Source organism: Bartonella sp. SL317 (genome assembly GCF_059687655.1).
Genome location: NZ_CM185144.1, coordinates 2,296,994 through 2,318,575 on the forward strand (window position 1 = coordinate 2,296,994; position 21,582 = coordinate 2,318,575).

The 21,582-nt window shown below is 38.5% G+C and carries 9 protein-coding genes, 1 tRNA gene and 1 pseudogene; 6 read left to right on the forward strand and 5 right to left on the reverse strand.

The features are described from left to right. Window positions 1-57: 57 nt before the first annotated feature. Window positions 58-3,366: an autotransporter family protein gene (locus AC6ER9_RS09510; protein WP_497074453.1), complete on the reverse strand. Its 3,309-nt coding sequence runs from the start codon at window positions 3,364-3,366 to the stop codon at window positions 58-60. A gap of 713 nt (window positions 3,367-4,079) precedes the next feature. Further along, window positions 4,080-6,827 (reverse strand): autotransporter family protein, encoded by a 2,748-nt coding sequence (locus tag AC6ER9_RS09515; RefSeq protein WP_497074454.1) that lies wholly within the window; start codon window positions 6,825-6,827, stop codon window positions 4,080-4,082. 468 nt (window positions 6,828-7,295) lie between these two features. On the opposite strand from AC6ER9_RS09515, the pseudogene AC6ER9_RS09520 reads away from it, so the two are divergent. Next, window positions 7,296-7,577 (forward strand): annotated as a pseudogene (locus tag AC6ER9_RS09520) (Arm DNA-binding domain-containing protein); the annotation flags it as partial. Window positions 7,578-8,358: 781 nt separating this feature from the next. On the opposite strand, the gene AC6ER9_RS09525 reads toward AC6ER9_RS09520, so the two are convergent. The 3 genes from AC6ER9_RS09525 to AC6ER9_RS09535 all read right to left on the reverse strand — a co-directional run bounded on the left by AC6ER9_RS09525 (window position 8,359) and on the right by AC6ER9_RS09535 (window position 17,476). Next, on the reverse strand, window positions 8,359-11,466 hold the full coding sequence (locus tag AC6ER9_RS09525; protein WP_497074455.1) for an autotransporter family protein: 3,108 nt from the start codon (window positions 11,464-11,466) through the stop codon (window positions 8,359-8,361). Window positions 11,467-12,188: 722 nt separating this feature from the next. Further along, on the reverse strand, window positions 12,189-17,183 hold the full coding sequence (locus tag AC6ER9_RS09530; protein ID WP_497074456.1) for an autotransporter outer membrane beta-barrel domain-containing protein: 4,995 nt from the start codon (window positions 17,181-17,183) through the stop codon (window positions 12,189-12,191). Beyond that, window positions 17,183-17,476 (reverse strand): hypothetical protein, encoded by a 294-nt coding sequence (locus AC6ER9_RS09535; protein WP_497074457.1) that lies wholly within the window; start codon window positions 17,474-17,476, stop codon window positions 17,183-17,185. Before AC6ER9_RS09535 ends, AC6ER9_RS09530 begins: the two co-directional genes overlap by 1 nt. Window positions 17,477-17,675: 199 nt before the next feature. On the opposite strand from AC6ER9_RS09535, the gene AC6ER9_RS09540 reads away from it, so the two are divergent. The 5 genes from AC6ER9_RS09540 (at window position 17,676) to AC6ER9_RS09560 (ending at window position 21,525) form a co-directional block, all read left to right on the forward strand. Further along, window positions 17,676-18,626, forward strand: coding sequence for a siderophore ABC transporter substrate-binding protein (locus AC6ER9_RS09540; RefSeq protein WP_497074458.1), 951 nt, complete (start codon window positions 17,676-17,678; stop codon window positions 18,624-18,626). Window positions 18,627-18,732: 106 nt separating this feature from the next. Further along, window positions 18,733-19,689, forward strand: a complete 957-nt coding sequence (locus AC6ER9_RS09545) for an ABC transporter permease (protein WP_497074459.1) — start codon at window positions 18,733-18,735, stop codon at window positions 19,687-19,689. Next, the gene (locus tag AC6ER9_RS09550) at window positions 19,682-20,632 is read left to right on the forward strand and encodes an iron chelate uptake ABC transporter family permease subunit (protein WP_497074460.1); all 951 of its coding nucleotides are present in this window, start codon (window positions 19,682-19,684) and stop codon (window positions 20,630-20,632) included. Before AC6ER9_RS09545 ends, AC6ER9_RS09550 begins: the two co-directional genes overlap by 8 nt. Then, window positions 20,629-21,387, forward strand: a complete 759-nt coding sequence (locus tag AC6ER9_RS09555) for an iron ABC transporter ATP-binding protein (RefSeq protein WP_497074461.1) — start codon at window positions 20,629-20,631, stop codon at window positions 21,385-21,387. The genes AC6ER9_RS09550 and AC6ER9_RS09555 overlap by 4 nt, the downstream gene beginning before the upstream one ends. Window positions 21,388-21,451: 64 nt before the next feature. Further along, window positions 21,452-21,525 (forward strand) — tRNA-Gln (locus AC6ER9_RS09560). The last annotated feature ends 57 nt before the right edge of the window (window positions 21,526-21,582 follow it).

Genomic DNA, 21,582 nt, shown 5'->3' on the forward strand with positions numbered 1-21,582 from the left:
GCTTATTTTCAAAGTTGCCAACACATCAATAAAAAATTAACCCAAAAGGTGATCATTCTAGAAACGATACCGCAATCCACCCGAAAAACTGGTTCCAGAAAAACCAGCTTTCGTTAGCTTGTGCTGATAAACCAAATCACCGTGAAGTGCAAACTGTTCAGACAATTGGGCATTAAAGCCTACGCCAGTTTCTAATGAAGAGCCAAAAGCTCCAAGTTGAAAAGCATCTTTAAAATGCACAAATCGTTTTGCTTCAAAACCATGAGCAAGATGAAGCTTACCATAGAAAGAAACAACTTGAGACTCATCAGTGGCAACCAGCATCTTTGTTAAACGCCCTCCAACACGCCCCACCCACTGATGAAGCTTACCAAGATCAATATCAAAGCCATCCACATCACGCGCCTTATTGAATTGAAGATATTGATAAACAACCTGAACTTGCGGATCAAAAACAAAACCGTCCTCTCCTACCATAAATGTTTTACCAGACGTCAAGGAAGCACTTAAAGGATTTCCCTTTAATGTTGCTGTTTTACCCCGCGCTGTTGTCTGAACATCACCCTTAAATAAACCGTAAGATACAAGACCATCAACGTAAAAACCTGCATCATTCTGCATACCACCATAGGCTGCAACAGACCATTTATCAAAGGTACTTTTTTGACTCTGTTCAACATTTAAAGGATGTAAAGAAAATTTCTCATAAGACCCCATAACCCCAAAAGAAGTGGTTCCATACATATTTTCGACTGCTTTGAGCAAAATACCTGCCTCCATGGCATTATAAGAAAGCTCGCCGCCATAACCATATTCAAGTGCAGAAAGATTTGAAGTATAACGATGGTTACCACCATAACCACGCACAAAAAAGAAAGGATTTTCACGGCTTTCTAACAAGCCGCCAGCTGCAGTTCGCAAAGCTTCCAACCGCTTATTCTGATTGCTAACATTCATCAAACCAACATGAAATAAAGCATTAGGTAAAAGAAGATAAGTCGGAACCTGCGGAACAACAGCCTTAACTTCCGGCTTAGGATGTGGTTCCGGAGATGGGGGAGGCGTTGGGCCAGGGCCTGGTTCAGGTTCAGGTTCAGGTTTAACATCATCCATAAGCCGGCTTTCGAGACGAAAATCCCAAAACTCTCCATTCCCTTCAATTAATCTTTGATCAGAGTCTGCTTTTCCTAAATCAGACTCTGGACCATAAGCATAAAGCTTATACTGATAAGGCGTATGACCCAATGCCACATAACCACCATCTAATTGAAAAGAATCTTTCTCTGCCTTTCCATAAACCTGAATGACTGAAATCCCTTGATTATTTCCACCACTGCCGGTGTGTTCTCCTGGACTATCTGAAACAGCACGGACATGAACCATCGTTTCTCCAGAAACATCACCATGGATCAAAACGCGATCCGTCTTTTGCTGATCAAGAGCACCACCGCTATTCAAGTATGTGTTAAGATAAATATGTGCGCCATCTTGCGCCTTATAAACTTCACCCTTTCCCTTTCCAATACGAAGAGTTTGATAATCATAAGTCGAAGCAGATTTCAGTTTTTTAAAATTAATAGAGCTCTCACCCATAAGACTGACAAATGAAATAGAGGAATGATTTGCATAACCACTCTCAATTTGATCTCTCTGCAGACTTTGTTGTAAAATCCACGTAGAGCCATTGCTCAAATAAAGTTCAACGTTAGAGTTTTTATCAACATCAGAGCCGCCTTTAAGAGTAGAAGCATCAGCCAAAACCATCACAGATGCACCTTTTTCAGCTTTTAACAATGTCTTTCCTGAAATACTGCCTTGCATTAAACTAATAACACCAAAAGTAGCATCTTTACTATAAATAGCCGTACTTTCGGGAGTAGAAAATATCGTTCTCACCAAATTAACAACTTCCAGTCTACGTGGTTTTTTTTCTCTCTCTGGTGAAAACTCTTCTTGAAGGTTGTAGCCCGGCAACGGCTTTTCACCTTTAAAATATATACCATAAGATTGATCTCCATTCACTCTAACAGAAGAAGAATGAATATTAACCATTATCATACGGTCACGTTTAGACAAATTCTCAGGTAATGGAATTAAAGTCTCATCTAGAATTGGATTTTCATCTGCTAGAATTGAATTTGAAGTACGGACCGTATTCTCTGATAATATGCCATGCACATTCTCAACCTCAATAATTCCCTTAAAATTAACAGAACCCCCGAAATCCATGAGAAAAACCGCATGATTTTGACCTTTGCTACCCTTTCCAGTAATTTTAACATCATCGAGCATAATCTTTCCATTTAATGTCGAAGAAATCCCATGACTATTCATAAAATCAATGGATCCACCGTTCATTTCAATTTTTGCACCACCATAATTATAAAGACTTGCCTTCCCACTATTCGTTTTAATTTCTGTATCTTTCAACATAACATACGTTGGCTTTCCTATTGCTTGAACAGCCATAGCACTCCCATTAATAATCCCACGCTCCACTTTAATCTCTCCATTACTCGCATGAAGAGCTACTGGCTTTCCCTCTTGAATTGCTGCCTCATTCTGGAAAGTAAAATCAGTCAAAGTAATTTGTCCACCCTCTGATACAGACACACCACGTGTCAAAGATTTATTAGAATCTTCACTACCAACAGTGACATTTTTCCCTTTGACTTTTGCATTCTTCCCTTTTACCGTTATAGCAACTTTAGAGGGATACCGAGAAGCATTGTTTTTTGTAATCTTATAAGATTTGTTATCAATTGTGCCCTCTCCACAATCATCGCACAAATAATATAACCCATCATAGAGCACCAACTTTCTGCGAACCTTGTCATATCTATAAATATACTTACCATCTTCCTTATCCCCACCCTCTCCACTAAGAGGGCGCTCATTATTATTCCCCCCAAGAGAACCACCACTGATACTCCCTCCCCCACCACCACTGCCAGGAACAGAGATTATATCAGACCTTCCTCCTTCCGCTCCATCAAGTGGGCGCTCATTATTATTTCCGCTAAGAGAACCACCACTTCCACTAATAAAGCCATTTCCACTGATATGACCCGAAAGATTAATACTATGACCATCAACACTAACATTAGCATTAACATCGATATCATTTTCATCAACACTGATATTACCACGTAAGCTTCCCATTAGAACACTCCCAGAGCTGAGAATCCCTCCCTCCCGAGAAAGCATACTAGAAAATATCGGGGGCATCGGGCTCACAGTGATTTTATACTCCGCACCATCACTTCCCATCCTATTCACAGCGATCGCTATTCCATTTTGGAGAAAAGAAAGGATAGCTGTCGTACAAACACATAAACATACATGATTTCTAAACACTTTAATCATAGTTCCCTCGAAACTTTTCTTCCCCTCTCATTGAAAGTAAAAGCATTCGAAAAACTGCCGCTCTGCACCTAAAATATGGACGGTGTAACCATTAAGACATGTCTCTCATGCTCATCTAAACCGTGTCATGAATTATCCTAATAAACTTGCCAGTAACTCTATGAGCTCTCCACATAAAACTATCTATAAGAGAATAACGGCACAACACACTTTATGAGTGTATAATGCATTCTGTATTTCGTGTAAAGAAAAATTAAACCTGTAAGTGCAATTAATTAAATGCGCAACTTATCATTGTGATTTTTAAAAAATTACGCCACAACCAGATGAATAAAAAAAATAATTAAAATCAGAGAAAAAAGCTTTAAAAAAACAAGCTTTAAAAAGCATCAAATATTATATTAGATGATATCAATACAGTATCTAAAAAGATAACATAACACATACTGGACTCCTGCACGCTTAAAAGCCCATGCAAGTGAGTCACTTTATCATTCATCAGCAGCACAAATTTTAAGATTTTTTTCAAAAAATGCGCTTTAGCATAGAAAAATGTACTCATGCGCACAATGCGCACAATACGCACAATAAAAGATGTCTTCTTATTCATATCAAAAAGACGAGAAATTTTTAAGAACAACACACGTTGTTATAAAGAAAAAAGGCAGCACACTGTGCTGCCTTTTCTAAAAAAATACATCCTGTACTTTATATTAGAACTGATAACGTAATCCTCCGGAGAAACTTGTTCCAGAAAAACCACCTTTACTCAACTTATGTTGATAAACCAAATCCCCATAAAACGAGATTTTTTCAGATAAGCGGGCATTAAGCCCCAATCCAGCCTCTAATGAAGAACCAAATGCTCCTAACTTGAAAGCATCATTGAAACGCACAGACTGTTTTTCTCCAAAACCATGAGCAAAATGAAGCTTACCATAGAAAGAAACATCACGATCCTTTTCAGATGCAGCAAGAGTCTTCGTTAAGCGCCCACCAACACGTGCCACCCATTGATTAAGATTACCCATTTCAATATCAAAATTATCAATATCATGGGCCTTATTGAATTGGAGATGCTGATAAACAACCTGAACCTGCGGATCAAAGACAAAGCCTTCATACCCTGTGGTAATTTTCTGTCCGCCCATCAATGAAACACTCAAAGGATATCCCTGCAATGTTGCTGTCTTACCCCGTGCCTGAGTGAGAACATCTCCCTTAAACAGACCATAGGACAAAAGACCATCGACATAAAAACCAGCATCATGCTGCATGCTACCATAGGCTGTAGCAGTCCACTTATCAAAGGCACTCTTCTGACTTTGCTCAACATCCAAAGGCTGTAGAGAAAGCTTTCCATAAGTTCCCATCACCCCAAAGGATATGGCACTGTCAACATTTTCAACGGTTTGTAGCAAAATACCCCCCTCGAGTGCATAATACCCTAAATCACCTCCATAACCATATTCAAGTGCAGATAAATCTGAGGTATAACGATAACTCCCCCCATAACCACGCAAAAATGAAGTGGGATTTTCATGAATTTTCAACACTCTACTAGAATTACGCTGTATCTCCAGCTGCTTATTTTGATTACTGATATCCATCAAACCAGCATGAAACAAGCTATTCGGCAAGATGAGATAACTTGGAACTTGCGGAACAACAGCCTTAACCCGCGGCTTAAGGGGTCTAGGATGAGGCAATGGTTTGAATTCAGGAGAAGGACGACCAGAAGGCACCTCAGGTTTAATATCGGGATCAATATGTCCATTCGCGAGACGGAAATCCCAAAATTCTCCTTCACCTTCAACCAATCTTTGAGAAGCATTTGCCTTCCCTAAAAAAGAGCTTGGACCATATGCAAGAAGCCTATACCGATAGGGTAAACCATCAAGCGTAACATAATCACCAGGCAATTTAAAAGAATTTTCCTCCGCCTTTCCATAAACCTGAATAATTGAAATACCTTTGTTATTTCCATACCCTCCCGTACCGCCACCTGAGCTTCCAGCAACACTTTGCACATGTACCGTCGTTTCTCCTTCAACATCACCATGAATTAAAAGCCGATCTGTTTTTTGCTGATCAAGAGCACCCCCTTTATCTAAATATGTATTAAGATAAATATGCGCATCGCCTTGCGCCCTATAAACCTTACCTGTTCCTTTCCCAACACGAAGCATTTGATAAGTATGAGCGGTGTCGGATTTCTGTTTTTCAAAAACAATAGAACTATTAAAAAGATAGATCGATGAAATAAATGAAACATCTCTATATTGAGAACTTTGTAAATTCTGATTTTTTGGCCGCAACAAAGACCACTGTGAATTATTTCTCAAATTAAGGTCAACCGTCGAATTGTTATCAACCTGAGTTTGTCCAACAAGTTGAGAGTTATCAGCCGAAACCAATATAGAAGAGCCCCCATCAGCCTTTAGCAACAAGTCTCCAAGAAGCTTTGTGTCCTTTAAATGCATGACAAGATCTCTAAATGTATTGCTGTAAAGAGCTATACTATCTGGAACGTCAAAATATGTATTGGTCAAGTAAACTTTTGTTTGTTTTTCCTGCCCCTCTGATGCTACTGCACCTTCAAAGCGCATACCATAAACTGCATTCCCTCTCACTGTAATATTGGAATCTTCAATTTCAGCCAGAGCAGCTTTATTTCTATTTCCCTGAAATAAAAACCCATGAGCATCTGTAACATCAACAGAACCTTTCTTCGAATCATTATTCATAAACAGAACAGAACCACCTCCAGATACGTGAAAAGCAGCATGATCACTCTGACGACCTGCATTTAGCTCTTCTCCACCCTTATCACTAATAGAGACACCCTTTAAAGTAATACTCCCTTGTTCTCCTACTTTAACCCCAACACCACCTAGACTAATGCGTGTGTTAATTAAATAAGCTTGACTTTGAGATTGTTGTTCTGAAGAATTTTGAGGTTGTTTCTCTGCAACCCCCCCCACTTTGAGTGCATCAAAGGTTGCATCAATCGATCCTTCACTCATCATGAGGAAACCACCATCATAAACTTCTGCCCCCACTAAAACGCCACTCAAATTGGATTTGTCCAGAAAGACTTTCGCCTTTTCTGATACCTTTACACCATATTGCCAAAACTTCTTTTCCGAATTATTTTTTTCAGGCACAGTCCCTTGAATAGTTATATTATTACCATCAATAACTGTTTTGTCTTTAGACGCCTCTATAGCTACTCCATGAGCATTTTGATCTGTGAGCGAATAAACTTTATTATTAATTTTATGTGTTCGTCCATTACTACAGTGATAAAATGCTACATCCTGATTACATGAAGACTGCATTTTTCCAGAGGCCACTTGAGCTTTAGCATTGCGTACAACGGCGTCAACATTGTGTGTTAAAAAAAGAAATGCTGTAGTACAAGCACATAAAGAGAAACGATTTTTTAATATCTTGACCATAATTCCACCATATTTTTGCCCCCTATGAATAGCTCCATAACGTAAAAAAAGATTTTAAAAATAGAAAAATTAATACGTTTTGGCTTAAATGTGTAATATATATTGGTGTTATTGTGTTTTATTTAAATATGAAATTAAAAATATTTCTAAAGTTGTTATACAAAAACAGCTTTAAGCTGTTGTAATTTATTAAAATGCTTCTTTAACGGCTACCTAATTGATCTCCAGAGCCGGATATAGTCCACATCTTTGCGATAAATACTCAATTGAAAGAATGAGTACTTTACAAGCAAATAAAACGTTGATTTATAATCATATTTCACTGTTTTGTATTTTGAATAAGAGTCTCGAATAACGTAAGATTCTCTCATTTCAAACCTGTTTATATTGAAACAATCAATATCACTTGCTTGCACATCACAAGCGGGGCTGGTGTGTGGTTAAAAACTGTTAAAGAAAGGAGTAAAAATGATCATTATGAATCGTCTTAATACAAGGACTATCGCAACATTCTAGGGCTAGCAAATATAATGATACTGCCGGTGTACTCCTTCATAAGCCTGAAGATAGGGACGCTCAATGGATTACCGTTATACCATTCATGAGCGGCGCCGTGAAATGGGCTTGGGTGCCTTAAGAGATGTCTCTTTAAAACAAGCCCGAGAATTGGCAACTGGGAAGCGCTCTATTTTACGTGAGGGTCGTGACCCCATTAAGGAACGCGATAAACAAAAACGTGAGGCAATAAGCAAACAAAACATATGTTCAAATTAGAAAACAAGACAAACACCTATATCTATCCTTAGGCAATCTTTATGGCAAGGTAGCTCAATTTAAAATAGGAACGTGTCAAAATAAGTTCCTATTTTTACCATCTCCTTATTCAATTTTACAATGCCAACAGCATTCAACGCCTTATCTTTACAAAGTAAAGATTACACATGACATCATCCTGTATTTTTCACATTCTTAAAAAATACATTGTTAAAAAAATATGTTCTTCATTCACCGATGTTCTTAGATATTCCTCCTTTTGTCCAACCCCATTTCACAACAGCAGCAGATACAAATTTATCGGATATACTCCCTTTAAAGAGCATCATTTTTTCCAACTTCTCATAATGTAAATCCCCTCCCCATTAACACAATTCACAAAACTATATTGCCACCTTTTCATTTTTAGCTTTTCCTAAAATGATTTTTTATCCAACAGCCAATCCTACTTATGCAAAAAATGCTTTTTATAGATTTAAGAATATTGAAGTATTTTGAATTTCTCATTAAAAATATATTTATAAATCAGTATATTATAAAAAAATATGATAATCACTCTAAAATACACATTTTGAAAAAACGTACAAACTTATTCAATTTTTCAAGAAAAATAACAAAAATACAGCCCTAAATATATTAAAGAAATGCAAAACCACACTCTTGTAAAAAGACTATAACAACAAAATGAATAGAGTACAAAAAAGCCACAAGCACAACTTATGGCTTTTTCAAAGATTAAACAAAAACAATAATAACTCTAGAAATGATACCGCAATCCGCCCGAAAAACTGGTTCCAGAAAAACCAGCTTTCGTTAGCTTGTGCTGATAAACCAAATCACCGTGAAGTGCAAACTTTTCAGACAATTGGGCATTAAAGCCTACACCAGTTTCTAATGAAGAGCCAAAAGCTCCAAGTTGAAAAGCATCTTTAAAATGCACAAATCGTTTTGCTTCAAAACCATGAGCAAGATGAAGCTTACCATAGAAAGAAACAACTTGAAACTCATCAGTGGCAACCAACATCTTTGTTAAACGCCCCCCAACACGCCCCACCCACTGATGAAGCTTACCAAGATCAATATCAAAGCCATCAACATCACGCGCCTTATTAAACTGAAGATATTGATAAACAACCTGAACTTGCGGATCAAAAACAAAACCGTCCTCTCCTACCATAAATGTTTTACCAGACGTCAAGGAAGCACTTAAAGGATTTCCCTTTAATGTTGCTGTTTTACCCCGCGCTGTTGTCTGAACATCACCCTTAAATAAACCGTAAGATACAAGACCATCAACGTAAAAACCTGCATCATGCTGCATACCACCATAGGCTGCAACGGACCATTTATCAAAGGTACTTTTTTGACTCTGTTCAACATTTAAAGGGTGTAAAGAAAATTTCTCATAAGACCCCATAACCCCAAAAGAAGTGGTTCCATACATATTTTCGACTGCTTTGAGCAAAATACCTGCCTCCATGGCATTATAAGAAAGCTCGCCGCCATAACCATATTCAAGTGCAGAAAGATTTGAAGTATAACGATGGTTACCACCATAACCACGCACAAAAAAGAAAGGATTTTCACGGCTTTCTAACAGGCCACCAGCTGCAGTTCGCAAAGCTTCCAACCGCTTATTCTGATTGCTAACATTCATCAAACCAACATGAAATAAAGCATTAGGTAAAAGAAGATAAGTCGGAACCTGCGGAACAACAGCCTTAACTTCCGGCTTAGGATGTGGTTCCGGAGATGGGGGAGGCGTTGGACCAGGGCCTGGTTCAGGTTCAGGTTTAACATCATCCATAAGCCGGCTTTCGAGGCGAAAATCCCAAAACTCTCCATTCCCTTCAACTAATCTTTGATCAGAGTCTGCTTTTCCTAAATCAGACTCTGGACCATAAGCATAAAGCTTATACTGATAAGGCGTATGACCCAATGCCACATAACCACCATCTAATTGAAAAGAATCTTTCTCTGCCTTTCCATAAACCTGAATGACTGAAATCCCTTGATTATTTCCACCACTGCCGGTGTGTTCTCCTGGACTATCTGAAACAGCACGGACATGAACCATCGTTTCTCCAGAAACATCACCATGGATCAAAACGCGATCCGTCTTTTGCTGATCAAGAGCACCACCGCTATTCAGATATGTGTTAAGATAAATATGTGCGCCATCTTGCGCCTTATAAACTTCACCCTTTCCCTTTCCAATACGAAGGGTTTGATAATCATCAACAGAAGAAGATTCATGTCTTTTAAAATTAATAGAGCTTTCCCCCATAAGACTGACGAGTGAAATAGAAGAATCCTTTGTATCCTCAATTTGATCTCTCTGTGGACTTTGCTGTAAAATCCACTTAGAACCACCTCCCAAATAAAGTTCGGCATTAGAATCTTGATCAACGTGTGTGCGACCTTCAAGCGTAGAGCCATCAGCCAAAACTGTTATAGAAGCCCCGTTTTCAGTCTTTAATAAGGCATTGTCTGAACGAATGGTGCTTTTTATTAAGCTCACCGCACCAGAAATAACATTTTTACCATAAAGCGCTACATCATCTAAAACAGAAAAATTTGTTGTGTTCAAATTAACAAGTTCTAATTGTGATGATGCTTTTTCTTCCTCTAATGAAATTTCCTCTTTTTTATCCCCATCTTCACCCCATGGCTTTTGTCCTCTAAAATAAATACCATAAAATCCCTTCCCCTTTACTGTAACAGAAGAGGATTTTATATTCACTTGAGTCATAGAAACTTTTGAAACAGAATCCTCTTTCGATAAATCTTTAACTTCCTGCACAGGAACAGAATCGTCTGGATTTCCTAATAATACACCATGGGCATCCACAACGCTAATAGTAATAGCCTCCTTTAAATTAATAGAACCACCTAAACCCGCACGCAAAACTGCGTAATCCTTGTCTTTTTCGCCCTTCCCAATAACAGTAACATTCTTGAGACTTACCTTCCCACCTGACATTGCAAAAACGCCATGGCTATCCATAAAATCAATGGATCCACCTGACATCTGAACTTTTGAGTGATCATAACTCAAAATACTTGCATTCCCACGAGCAGTCTTAATGTCTGTATCTTCTAAACGAACAAATGACTCGTCTGCCGCATCAACCCCCTCACCACTGTGTTCAATCTTTCCCTTCTTGACCTTAATCATCCCCCCACTCGCACGAAGGGCTATAGCTGTGCCTTTGAGAATCGGTTCTTTCAAAAAAATCTTCCCTTTCTCTAATACATGCACACCAATGAGAAAATCTTTATCAGAAACATTACCGCTAACTTTTACCTCCTTTCCGTGAACCTCTGTATTCATCCCCTTCACCATTACAACAGCACTGCTCTTCGGGATTGCTCCATAAATAACCTTATAAGATCGATTATCAATTTTATCTTTTCTACAATTATCGCATATATAATGCACACCATCATGCAATATAAGCTTACCATTTTCATGTACTCTATATATTATGTCTTTACCTCCTCTTTTACGACTATAGGCAAAACGAACACCACTCTTCCCTTTCAAATTATAGATAGGATATCCCTCAACACCACTAATAGGAAGAGCGGGAACAATCTTAACAATAGGAGGAGGAGCAATAGGAGGAGGAGGAGGAGGAGCAATAGGATATCCATCAACACTAGAGGCACTGATATCATAAGGATATGGACGAGGAAGAGCAACGGGGACGGTAGGTATACTGGCCCCAATATGATTATTGTTAAAAGACACACTAACACGCCTCCCCATAGTTTCACCAACCACTACTCCATTTTGGAGAAAAGAAAGGATAGCTGTCGTACAAACACATAAACATACATGATTTCTAAACACTTTAATCATAGTTCCCTCGAAACTTTTCTTCCCCTCTCATTGAAAGTAAAAGCATTCGAAAAACTGCCGCTCTGCACCTAAAATATGGACGGTGTAACCATTAAGACATGTCTCTCATGCTCATCTAAACCGTGTCATGAATTATCCTAATAAACTTGCCAGTAACTCTATGAGCTCTCCACATAAAACTATCTATAAGAGAATAACGGCACAACACACTTTATGAGTGTATAATGCATTCTGTATTTCGTGTAAAGAAAAATTAAACCTGTAAGTGCAATTAATTAAATGCGCAACTTATCATTGTGATCTTTTAAAAATTACGCCACAACCAGATGAATAAAAAAAATAATTAAAATCAGAGAAAAAAGCTTTAAAAAAACAAGCTTTAAAAAGCATCAAATATTATATTAGATGATATCAATACAGTATCTAAAAAGATAACATAACACATACTGGACTCCTGCACGCTTAAAAGCCCATGCAAGTAAGTCACTTTATCATTCATCAGCAGCACAAATTTTAAGATTTTTTTCAAAAAATGCGCTTTAGCATAGAAAAATGTACTCATGCGCACAATGCGCACAATGCGCACAATACGCACAATAAAAGATGTCTTCTTATTCATATCAAAAAGACGAGAAATTTTTAAGAACAACACACGTTGTTATAAAGAAAAAAGGCAGCACACTGTGCTGCCTTTTCTAAAAAAATACATCCTGTACTTTATATTAGAACTGATAACGTAATCCTCCGGAGAAACTTGTTCCAGAAAAACCACCTTTATTAAGCTTATGCTGATAAAGAATATCAGCATGCAGAGAGAACTGTGGCAACAATTTGGCATTAAAGCCCACTCCAGCCTCTAATGAAGAACCAAATGCTCCTAACTTGAAAGCATCATTGAAACGCACAGACTGTTTTTCTCCAAAACCATGAGCAAAATACAGTTTACCATAGAAAGCAATAGCATCCACGCCTTCAGAGTCTGTAGGAGTCTTCGTTAAGCGTCCACCAACACGTGCCACCCATTGATTAAGATTACCCATTTCAATATCAAAATTATCAATATCACGAGCCTTATTGAATTGGAGATGCTGATAAACAACCTGAACCTGCGGATCAAAGACAAAGCCTTCATACCCTGTGACAATTGTCTGACCACTCATCAAGGAAACACTAAAAGGACTACCTTTCAATGTTGCTGTCTTACCCCGTGCCTGAGTGAGAACATCACCTTTTAAGAGACCATAGGACAAAAGACCATCGACATAAAAACCAGCATCATGCTGCATGCTACCATAGGCTGTAGCAGTCCACTTATCAAAGGCACTCTTCTGACTTTGCTCAACATCCAAAGGCTGTAGAGAAAGCTTTCCATAAGTTCCCATAATACCCAATGATACAACATTGTCAGCATTTTCAATTGTTTGCAATAAAGCACCAACCTCTACACCATGATAGTTAAGATCGCTGCCATAACCATATTCAAGTGCAGATAAATCTGAAGTATAACGGTAACTTCCACCATAGCCGCGCAAGTACAAAGAAGGATTCTCACGAACCTCTACCGTTCCTTTAGGCGTCATCCGCAATGTCTCCAACTGCTTATTTTGATTGTTAATATCCATCAAACCAGCATGGAATATGCTATTAGGCAAGACAAGATAAGTTGGAACTTGCGGAACGACAGACCTGACAAACTGTTTAGAAAGGGAAGCAGATCCAGCAGACTTCACATATTGATTTTCTAAACGGAAGTTCCAAAACGCTCCACCATTCTTCACAAATTTCTGTTGCGCATGCTCCTGTCTTAAAGTCGCTTCTGGACCATAAGCACGAAGAGTGTATTTGTAAGGTGAGTTACTCAGCGCAACATAATCGCCATCAAGTTGGAAAGAATTTTTCTTCGCTTGACCATAGACCTGAATAACTGAAACACTATGAGCAATCTTAGCATTTGCTTGACCATTTCCTACATTGCCCGCATCTCCTCGTACATATACTTTTGTTTTTCCAGAAACATCACCATGAATGACAAGCCGGTCCGTTACTTGTTGACCACTTGGATCATGAGGATTTAAACGTGCATTGAGATGAATTACAGCATCACCCTGCGCCTCATAAACTGTGCCATTGCCACTTCCAATATGAAGAGTCTGATATTTTCCCTTAGTTCCCGAAGATATAAAGTTAATAACACTATTTACAAGACTTACAGAGGAAACACATGAATCCACACATCTTGAATCTAGCGGAGCCAAATTCTTCTGAGTACTTCTTTTGAGAATCCACTCTGATCCATTAACTAAGTCTAATTTTGCATAAGAATCTTTAGTAACGCGAACCCCTCCGGTAACAATAGAATTATCAACTGAAACCGATACATTAGTATCATTCTCAGCCTTTAACAATAAATCACCCACAAGAGTTGTTTTATCTTCTAATGAAACATGCCCAGCAGAGTTATTACCATAGATCGCTATACCCTTTGCAACTTCAAACTGAGTCCTTTTCAATGAAATTTTCCCCGTTACGCCTATAGGTGTTTTTTCTTGTTTGGATTCAGCACTGCGCTTAACAACAGCTGCTTTCCCAGGCGTTAGATTCTTACTCCGATTTTGTGCACTCCTTTTTTTCTGTGCTCCGCCATCAAAGTATATACCGTAAGTACCACTGCCTTCTACTGTAACGGTAGAATTCTCAATATTTGCGTGATTTACAGCAGGACGACTTTCAGAAGAACTAGTTCCATTCGCATTATCACTCTCCCTAACCCACAAAGCAACTGCATCAGTAGTAATACTTCCATTTTTTAAATCAACAGAAGCTTTATCAGTCAATAGAACAGCAGCACTCCCAAATTTCTCTTGAGAATTCGACCTGCCTGCTGCTTTTTTCACAGTAACGTCAACTTTATCTAACTTAATGCTTCCCCCAGATTCTGACCTTACAGCCACGCCCTCTGTCAAGGTAATATCCCCAGAGTCCATGGTTATCTCACCGCCTTGACTTGCCAGACCAGCGACAGCCTCTTCCCCTGTCAGGTTAATTTGCGTGCCTTTCAAATTAACAGATGCCCCAGAACCTGCTAAAACGCCCACATAACGAGCACTGATCGCTCCATTGGCCATCTCAATCTTTCCATCCCTTTGCGCTTCAAGCCCAATCTCAGAAGACTGAATTGTTGAGTTTTTTTCCAAAACAACCTTTGCTTTTTTTTCTGCAAGCACAGCACTTACAGCCGCCACAGCACTTACATCCGCATCAACATCATTCTTCACGTTAGAAGCACCCGCACCACTAATGGAAACATTCTCTAACTTAATAACTGTACCCTTATTTTTCGCATGCATAGAATGCTGAGTATCATTATTTGCCTTCAGTGTAGAATTTTGCACCGTATGTAATTTACCATCACTACACGAATAAGGAGCTTGTGATTCTTGCTGACCATTTTGCCTTGTAGTATCATCACATGTAGAAGAAACACCTCCATTATTAGAACGATCAGGCTGAGGAACGCCTCCAACACCAGCAGAAGGCTCTACGGAAGCAGCTGATTGTATAGGTGCAGGCGCATTAAGTATTATAACCTCAGATGCGTCAGATCTCCCAAGATTAGCAGATGAATCATTTCTGGTTAAAGAAACAGACATCTCATCTATAGATTCTCCAAAATCTTCATCCTCCTCTTCTTCATCAAGCTCATCAAATGATTCAAATATCAAATCAGATTCTTCAGCATCTGAATCTCCAAGTGTAAATAAAGGAGTAAGCTCGTCATACCCAGACGTTTCAGACCTGCCAAGATCAGTCGGTAAATAAATATCCACTCCTGTTTCAACGCTCTCAGATGCTTCAGCATATGAATCTTCAAGTGTAAATGAAGGAATAGACCCGTTATCCCCAGATATTCCAGATCTGCCAAAATCAGACGGTGAAGAAGTAGACCCTCCCCTATTATATTCCTTATCTTCTAAGCAGAAAGACCAAGTTCCGTTTTGTTTATAGGCCTTAAGAACATACTGATAAGGTAAGTTTCCTAGAGTGACATACGCATCTTCTAAAGTAAAACTATTCTGTTGTGCCTCTCCAATCACTGTAATAAGTGAAATACTCGGAACTCTAGGCGAAGCGTTTATATCATTACCCTGCCATGGACTTCCACTGACATCTCTATTGACAGATTGATTCACATACACTTTAGTTTGTCCAGAAACATTACCACGAATAAAAAGCTTATCTGACATACCATCATCATTATCATCAACCGAAACAGGAAATGAAAGTACATTAAAGTAAATCCCTGATCTTCCTGTAGCACTGTAAGCCGTTCCCCGATCTTCAGGTCGTCCTATATAAAGCTTTTGATAGCCTTTCCCATTGCTCGGATATGTAAACTTAATAGAACTATCTTTAAGACTTATAAACGAAATACATAAATCACAACCGATATTGTTAGAAGAGAAAAATTTACTTTTTGATACCAGCCATTGTGAGTTATCGGTCAAATAAAATCTAGCAGTAGCATTGTTATCCTTAGTGCTATCCTCAACACGTGCCGCTCCTGAAATTACTGACCTCTGAGACAAAACAGATAACTGAGAATTTGATTTAGCTTTCAACAATAAATCACTTTGAATCCTTGAATTTTCTTTTAAAATAACATAACCATCCAAACCCTCACCATAAATACCAACACCTTTTTGAACATCGATCTGAGTATTTTGCAAAAAAACCACGCGCACCCCCTGTCTTTGGCTTTGATCATGCTCTTCATCGCCCCCAGTAATATTTTTAAAAACTATACCATAAGAATTTTCATCACCCATGGTAATATTTGAGTCATACGCATTCACACTCATCTTCCAAGTACGAAACCGTTCATCTTCAGGCACTATAGAAGAATCAGGCACTATAGAAGAAATACTTGTAGCAACACTAGTCCAAATTTTCTCTTCTACACTATCAAAACCTTCCTTCATTCTAGATAATTGATCAGTACCCTTTCCAGATCTTCGAGTCTGACTTCCCTCTCTAGATTTTTGAGCATTACGTGGAGCTCTTTCAGCATTACGTGTCTCAGATGAAGCGAGATTAGATGGATTAGGTAGAGAACTATCTTTAGTGATCCAAACAGCAGAACACTGACTATTACAAGTATAAGACCCGTTAATCAAGGTAATAATCCCCCCACGTGTTAGAAAACCAATATTCTTTATTTGCCCCCCATTATCCACATCTTGCGCGCCTTCTCTTTCAGCTTGAGGGCCTGCGCTTAGACCGACTCTAAAGTGAGCTCCATTTAAAATACTAGATGCACCATTTTCTACCATAACTCCTATACTTCCGTCCCTAAGAGTTATATTTCCAGAGAACATCAGTTTAGATTCACTATTGTACAATCCCAATGTTGGGTTCTGAATCTGTGCCTCTTTCAACAAAAGAAACGAATCTGATATAGCTGCAACTCCTATAAAAGAAGCGAAGATTTCCTTATTTTCAGCAATACCTTGACGATTTGCAGCCCAAACCCCAATAATCTCCTCTTGAGTTCCAGCACTGGGATTCTGAGTTCGAGAAGCGGATTCCTTTGCCGATGTCAACAAACCGTTTAGATCGAAATTAACCCCATCTTTAACAGGCAATGTTGCAGGATTGATTATTCCAACACCTGCTTCACCACTAGAATTACCTAGTCCATTTTCAGCTTGTCCCAGCACTACCACCTCAAAAGCACCTGGTACTCCTCCTGAAGCAGGTCCTGAAGTAGGAAGTGAAGCAGGAGGTGATAAAGCAGCCCCCCAGATACAATATTTGCCCCTCGAACGCCTTCTACTGAATTAGGTTTGGAAACACCTGGAATTTCTAAATTCCCTTCGCTCATACTTTGCCCCCACATAGAACCAAGATCTAACGCCATTGATGCATCCGCCCCCTGCAATTGTAAAGAAAAGAAAAAAATACTTGTTGTCAGTGCATACAGACGTGTACGCTTTTTAAATATATTGATCATATATTGAACTTTCTAAATATGTTGCAAAAACACTAGGATTAAGTGAAAATGAGGTAAGTGAACGTTTTGTAACATATATTAACAAGCTTTACAACATAGTGTTATTTACTATCGTATCGTTTTGTGCATAAAAATACCTAAGTTAAGTTTTTAAGTGTACAAACCCTTGTAATTACGTGATAAAAAGGATGAAATCACAATGACAAAATATATGAAATGGGTAACTTCTGTCTTACTAGTTGCAATCAGCTTTGCAGCGATTTTATGGACACAGACCAGTAGTGCAAATACGAGTACTCAAAAAAATATAACGATTAATCATGTTTCAGGCACGACTTCTGTTCCTGCTTCTCCGAAAAAAGTTGTGGTGTTTGATATTGCTACCCTTGATAATATGAATCGCCTTGGGATCAAAGCAGTTGTTGGTATTCCTGAAGGACATAAACCTTCCTACCTGCAACAATTTAATGATGAAAAATATGAAAAAATTGGGACTCTTTTTGAACCAGATTATGAAAAAATTGCCACTCTCCAACCCGATTTGATTATTATTTCCTCTAGAACGCAACCAAAATATAAAGATTTATCCAAAATCGCTCCAACGATTGATTTGACAGTAGGAAACGAAAATTCTCTTGAAGATATTAAACGGAATGTGTCTATCTTGGGAAAAGTTTTTGGCAAAGAACAAGAAGCAGAAAAGGAAATTGCAAAACTTGATGAAACCTTAGCTGAAGTCCGCAAAAATACTCAAGGAAAAGGCACAGGGCTCGTACTGATGACCTCTGGCGGGAAAATAAGTGCTTTGGGACCAAAATCACGTTTCGATATTTTCCATTCCGCTTTTGGAATTACTCCTGCAACCGATAAGCTTACTGTACAAAAACATGGACAACTCATTTCTCCTGAATTTATACTTGAGACAAATCCTGATTGGTTGTTGGTTATTGATCGTGATGCTGCTATTGGACGAGAAGGGCAGTCCGCAGCACAACTGCTTAACAATGAGCTTGTACACCGTACAACCGCGAGCAAACAAAACCAGATTATCTATTTAGACTCTTGGAGTTGGTATCGTGCAAGTGGTGGTTTAACAGGACTGCTTGAAACCGCTAAGCAGATCAATGAAGCCTTTACAAAGAGCAAATAAGTACGCAAAATAACTTGCTTGCACTATAAATAAAATTTAAAAGCAAAGGTTGTTTATTAAGCAGCCTTTGCTTTTTTTATTAAGTTTTGTTAGAAAATGATTTAACGTGAAGCATTACTGGATAACCATAGCATTTCTCATTCTCCTGTCTATCCTCAGCATTTTTGTTGGTTATTCTGATGTTACACCTTCTGATCTCTTCGCAGCTGATCCCCATGCATGGTTTATTTTTTGGCAAACACGTCTTCCTCGCACTATTGCAATTCTTTTGGTAGGAGCAGCACTTGCACTTTCAGGCATGATTATGCAACTTCTGACACGCAATCGCTTTGTCGAGCCATCAACCGCTGGAACCGTTGAATCGGCTTCTCTTGGCATTCTTTTTATTATGATTTTTCTGCCCAATATCCCTGTCTTAGGAAAAATGGCTGTTGCAACGCTTTTTGCCATAATGGGCACTTTACTTTTTATGTTTTTATTGCGTCGCATTCCTCTAAAGTCTGCTCTTATTGTCCCCCTGACAGGGATTATGCTAAGCTATATCATTGGCTCATTAACCAATGCCATTGCAGATTATGAAATGCTCCTTCCTTCTCTTCAAGCTTACTTATTTGGTAGTTTTGCCATGATTCTTGAAGGGAAATACGAACTTTTATGGCTCTCTCTTCCTCTGTGTATTCTTGCCTATTGTACTGCTGATCGCTTTACGGTTGCAAGTTTGGGAGAAGATTTGACCAATAATCTTGGATTAAATTATCGTGTTGTCATGTTTTTTGGTCTTTTTATTGTCGCCTCAATCACCGCGGTTGTCGTCTGTACTGTCGGCCGTATTCCTTTTGTCGGATTAATTATTCCCAATATTGTTTCAAGCTTCATGGGAGATAATATGCGCTATAGTGCTCCTTGGGTAGCCATCAGTGGCGCAGGATTGGTCTTGATTTGTGACCTTTTAGGACGAATCATTCATCCTTCTTTTGAAGTTCCCATCAGCACCATGATGGGCGTGATCGGTAGTTTTATTTTTATGATACTGCTTTTACGCTGGAGAAAGCGTCTTGGATAGAAGAAAAAAAACAATATGTGTCCTAACGATACTTATCATTTTAGCATGTATTGTCATCAGTCTTTACATGACATGGAATATCAATGTTTATACATGGACATTCCGTCTTACAAAACTCATCTCTCTGCTTCTTATTGCCTATGCAATAAGCGTTTCTACAGTTTTATTTCAAACAATCGTTAACAATCGTCTTCTTACCCCTTCTATTATGGGATTTGATCAGCTTTATATCTTAATAAAGACTGTTTTGATATATTTTGTAGGCTCTCTTTCCTTGCCTTTTTTAAATGAAGAAGGACAACTCATTCTCGAAGCTCTCATTCTCATTTTTTTTTCGACAAGCCTTTTTCGTTGGCTCTTTTCAGGAAGCCTAAAGGGACTTCACCTAACACTTTTAATTGGTGTTGTTTTGGGTGGCTTTTTTTTCAGTTTACGAATGTTTATGCAATTGCAACTTAATCCAGACCAAATGATGAATTTAACGGATATTATGTTTGCAAATTTTAATAAATTTAATACATCCCTCATAAGCTTTGCCACCATCATTGTTTTCATTGTGAGTTTGATTGGTTGGCGCTCACGTCATCTTCTTGATATTTTGGCTTTAGGACGTGAAAATGCTCTCAATCTTGGCGTTAACTACCATAAAAGTGCAACAGCTATCCTTATTTTTGTTTCCATTCTCGTATCCATTTCCACCGCATTGGTAGGCCCCGTCACCTTTTTTGGACTGTTAGTTGCCAACCTTGCTTATGAACTTTCACCTCAAGCAAAACACAGCGTTGTTGTACCAATTGCAATATTATTAGCGATTATTTGTTTGGTGGGGGGACAATTTATTTTAGAGCAAATTTTTCATATGGCAGGACGTTTAAGTTTTATCATTGAGTTTTGTGGAGGGACAGTCTTTTTAATGTTACTAATGAAGGGGAAATTAAAATGATTGAAATCAATCATCTTTCCAAGGCTTACGGAGCACGATTGATTATCGATAATTTATGCCTTCATCTTCCCAAAGGGGGGATTATTTCTCTTATTGGGCCCAATGGTTCGGGAAAATCCACTCTTTTAATGCTGATAAGACGTCTTTTACCACACGACAAAGGAACAATTCATATCGATGGCTTTGATATTGATAAATTGCCTCATGACATTTTGGCTCAAAAGCTTTCAATTTTGCGTCAAGATAATCCTTTATCTTTCCGTTTAACCGTGTACGATTTAGTAAGTTTTGGACGCTATCCTTACTCAAAAGGCTGGTATAATAAAGAAGATAAACAGTTCATCGACAGTGCACTACGCTATCTTGGTTTACAAGATTTAAAGGACCGCTTTTTAGATGAGCTTTCTGGTGGTCAGCGTCAGCGCGCTTTTATTGCCATGGTCATCTGTCAAGATACCGATTATCTTCTCTTAGACGAACCATTAAACAATCTGGATATGAAACACGCCGTTTCTATGATGAAGCAGTTACGCCGCACAGCCGATGAACTGAAAAAAACCATTCTTATTGTTATGCATGATATTAATTTTGCCTCATCTTATTCAGATATGATTGTTGCACTGAAAAATGGGAAAGCAGCTTATTGTGGAACTCCAAAAGAAATTATGCAACCAGAAATTCTTAAAGACATTTATGAGATCGATATTCAAATCAAAACGATCAATGATATCCCTATTGCTCTTTATTATCGATAGTCACAAAGATTTTTTGCGCTTGCGTACACTTTAGAATCTGCTAGAAACATTAAAATAGACTTATTGGGGAATAGTTTAATGGTAGAACAGCGGACTCTGACTCCGTCAATCTTGGTTCGAATCCAGGTTCCCCAGCCAGTGTAGCTGTTTATAGCTTGCTGTAGCTTGCCAGTGTAGCTTGTGTAGCTGTAGCTT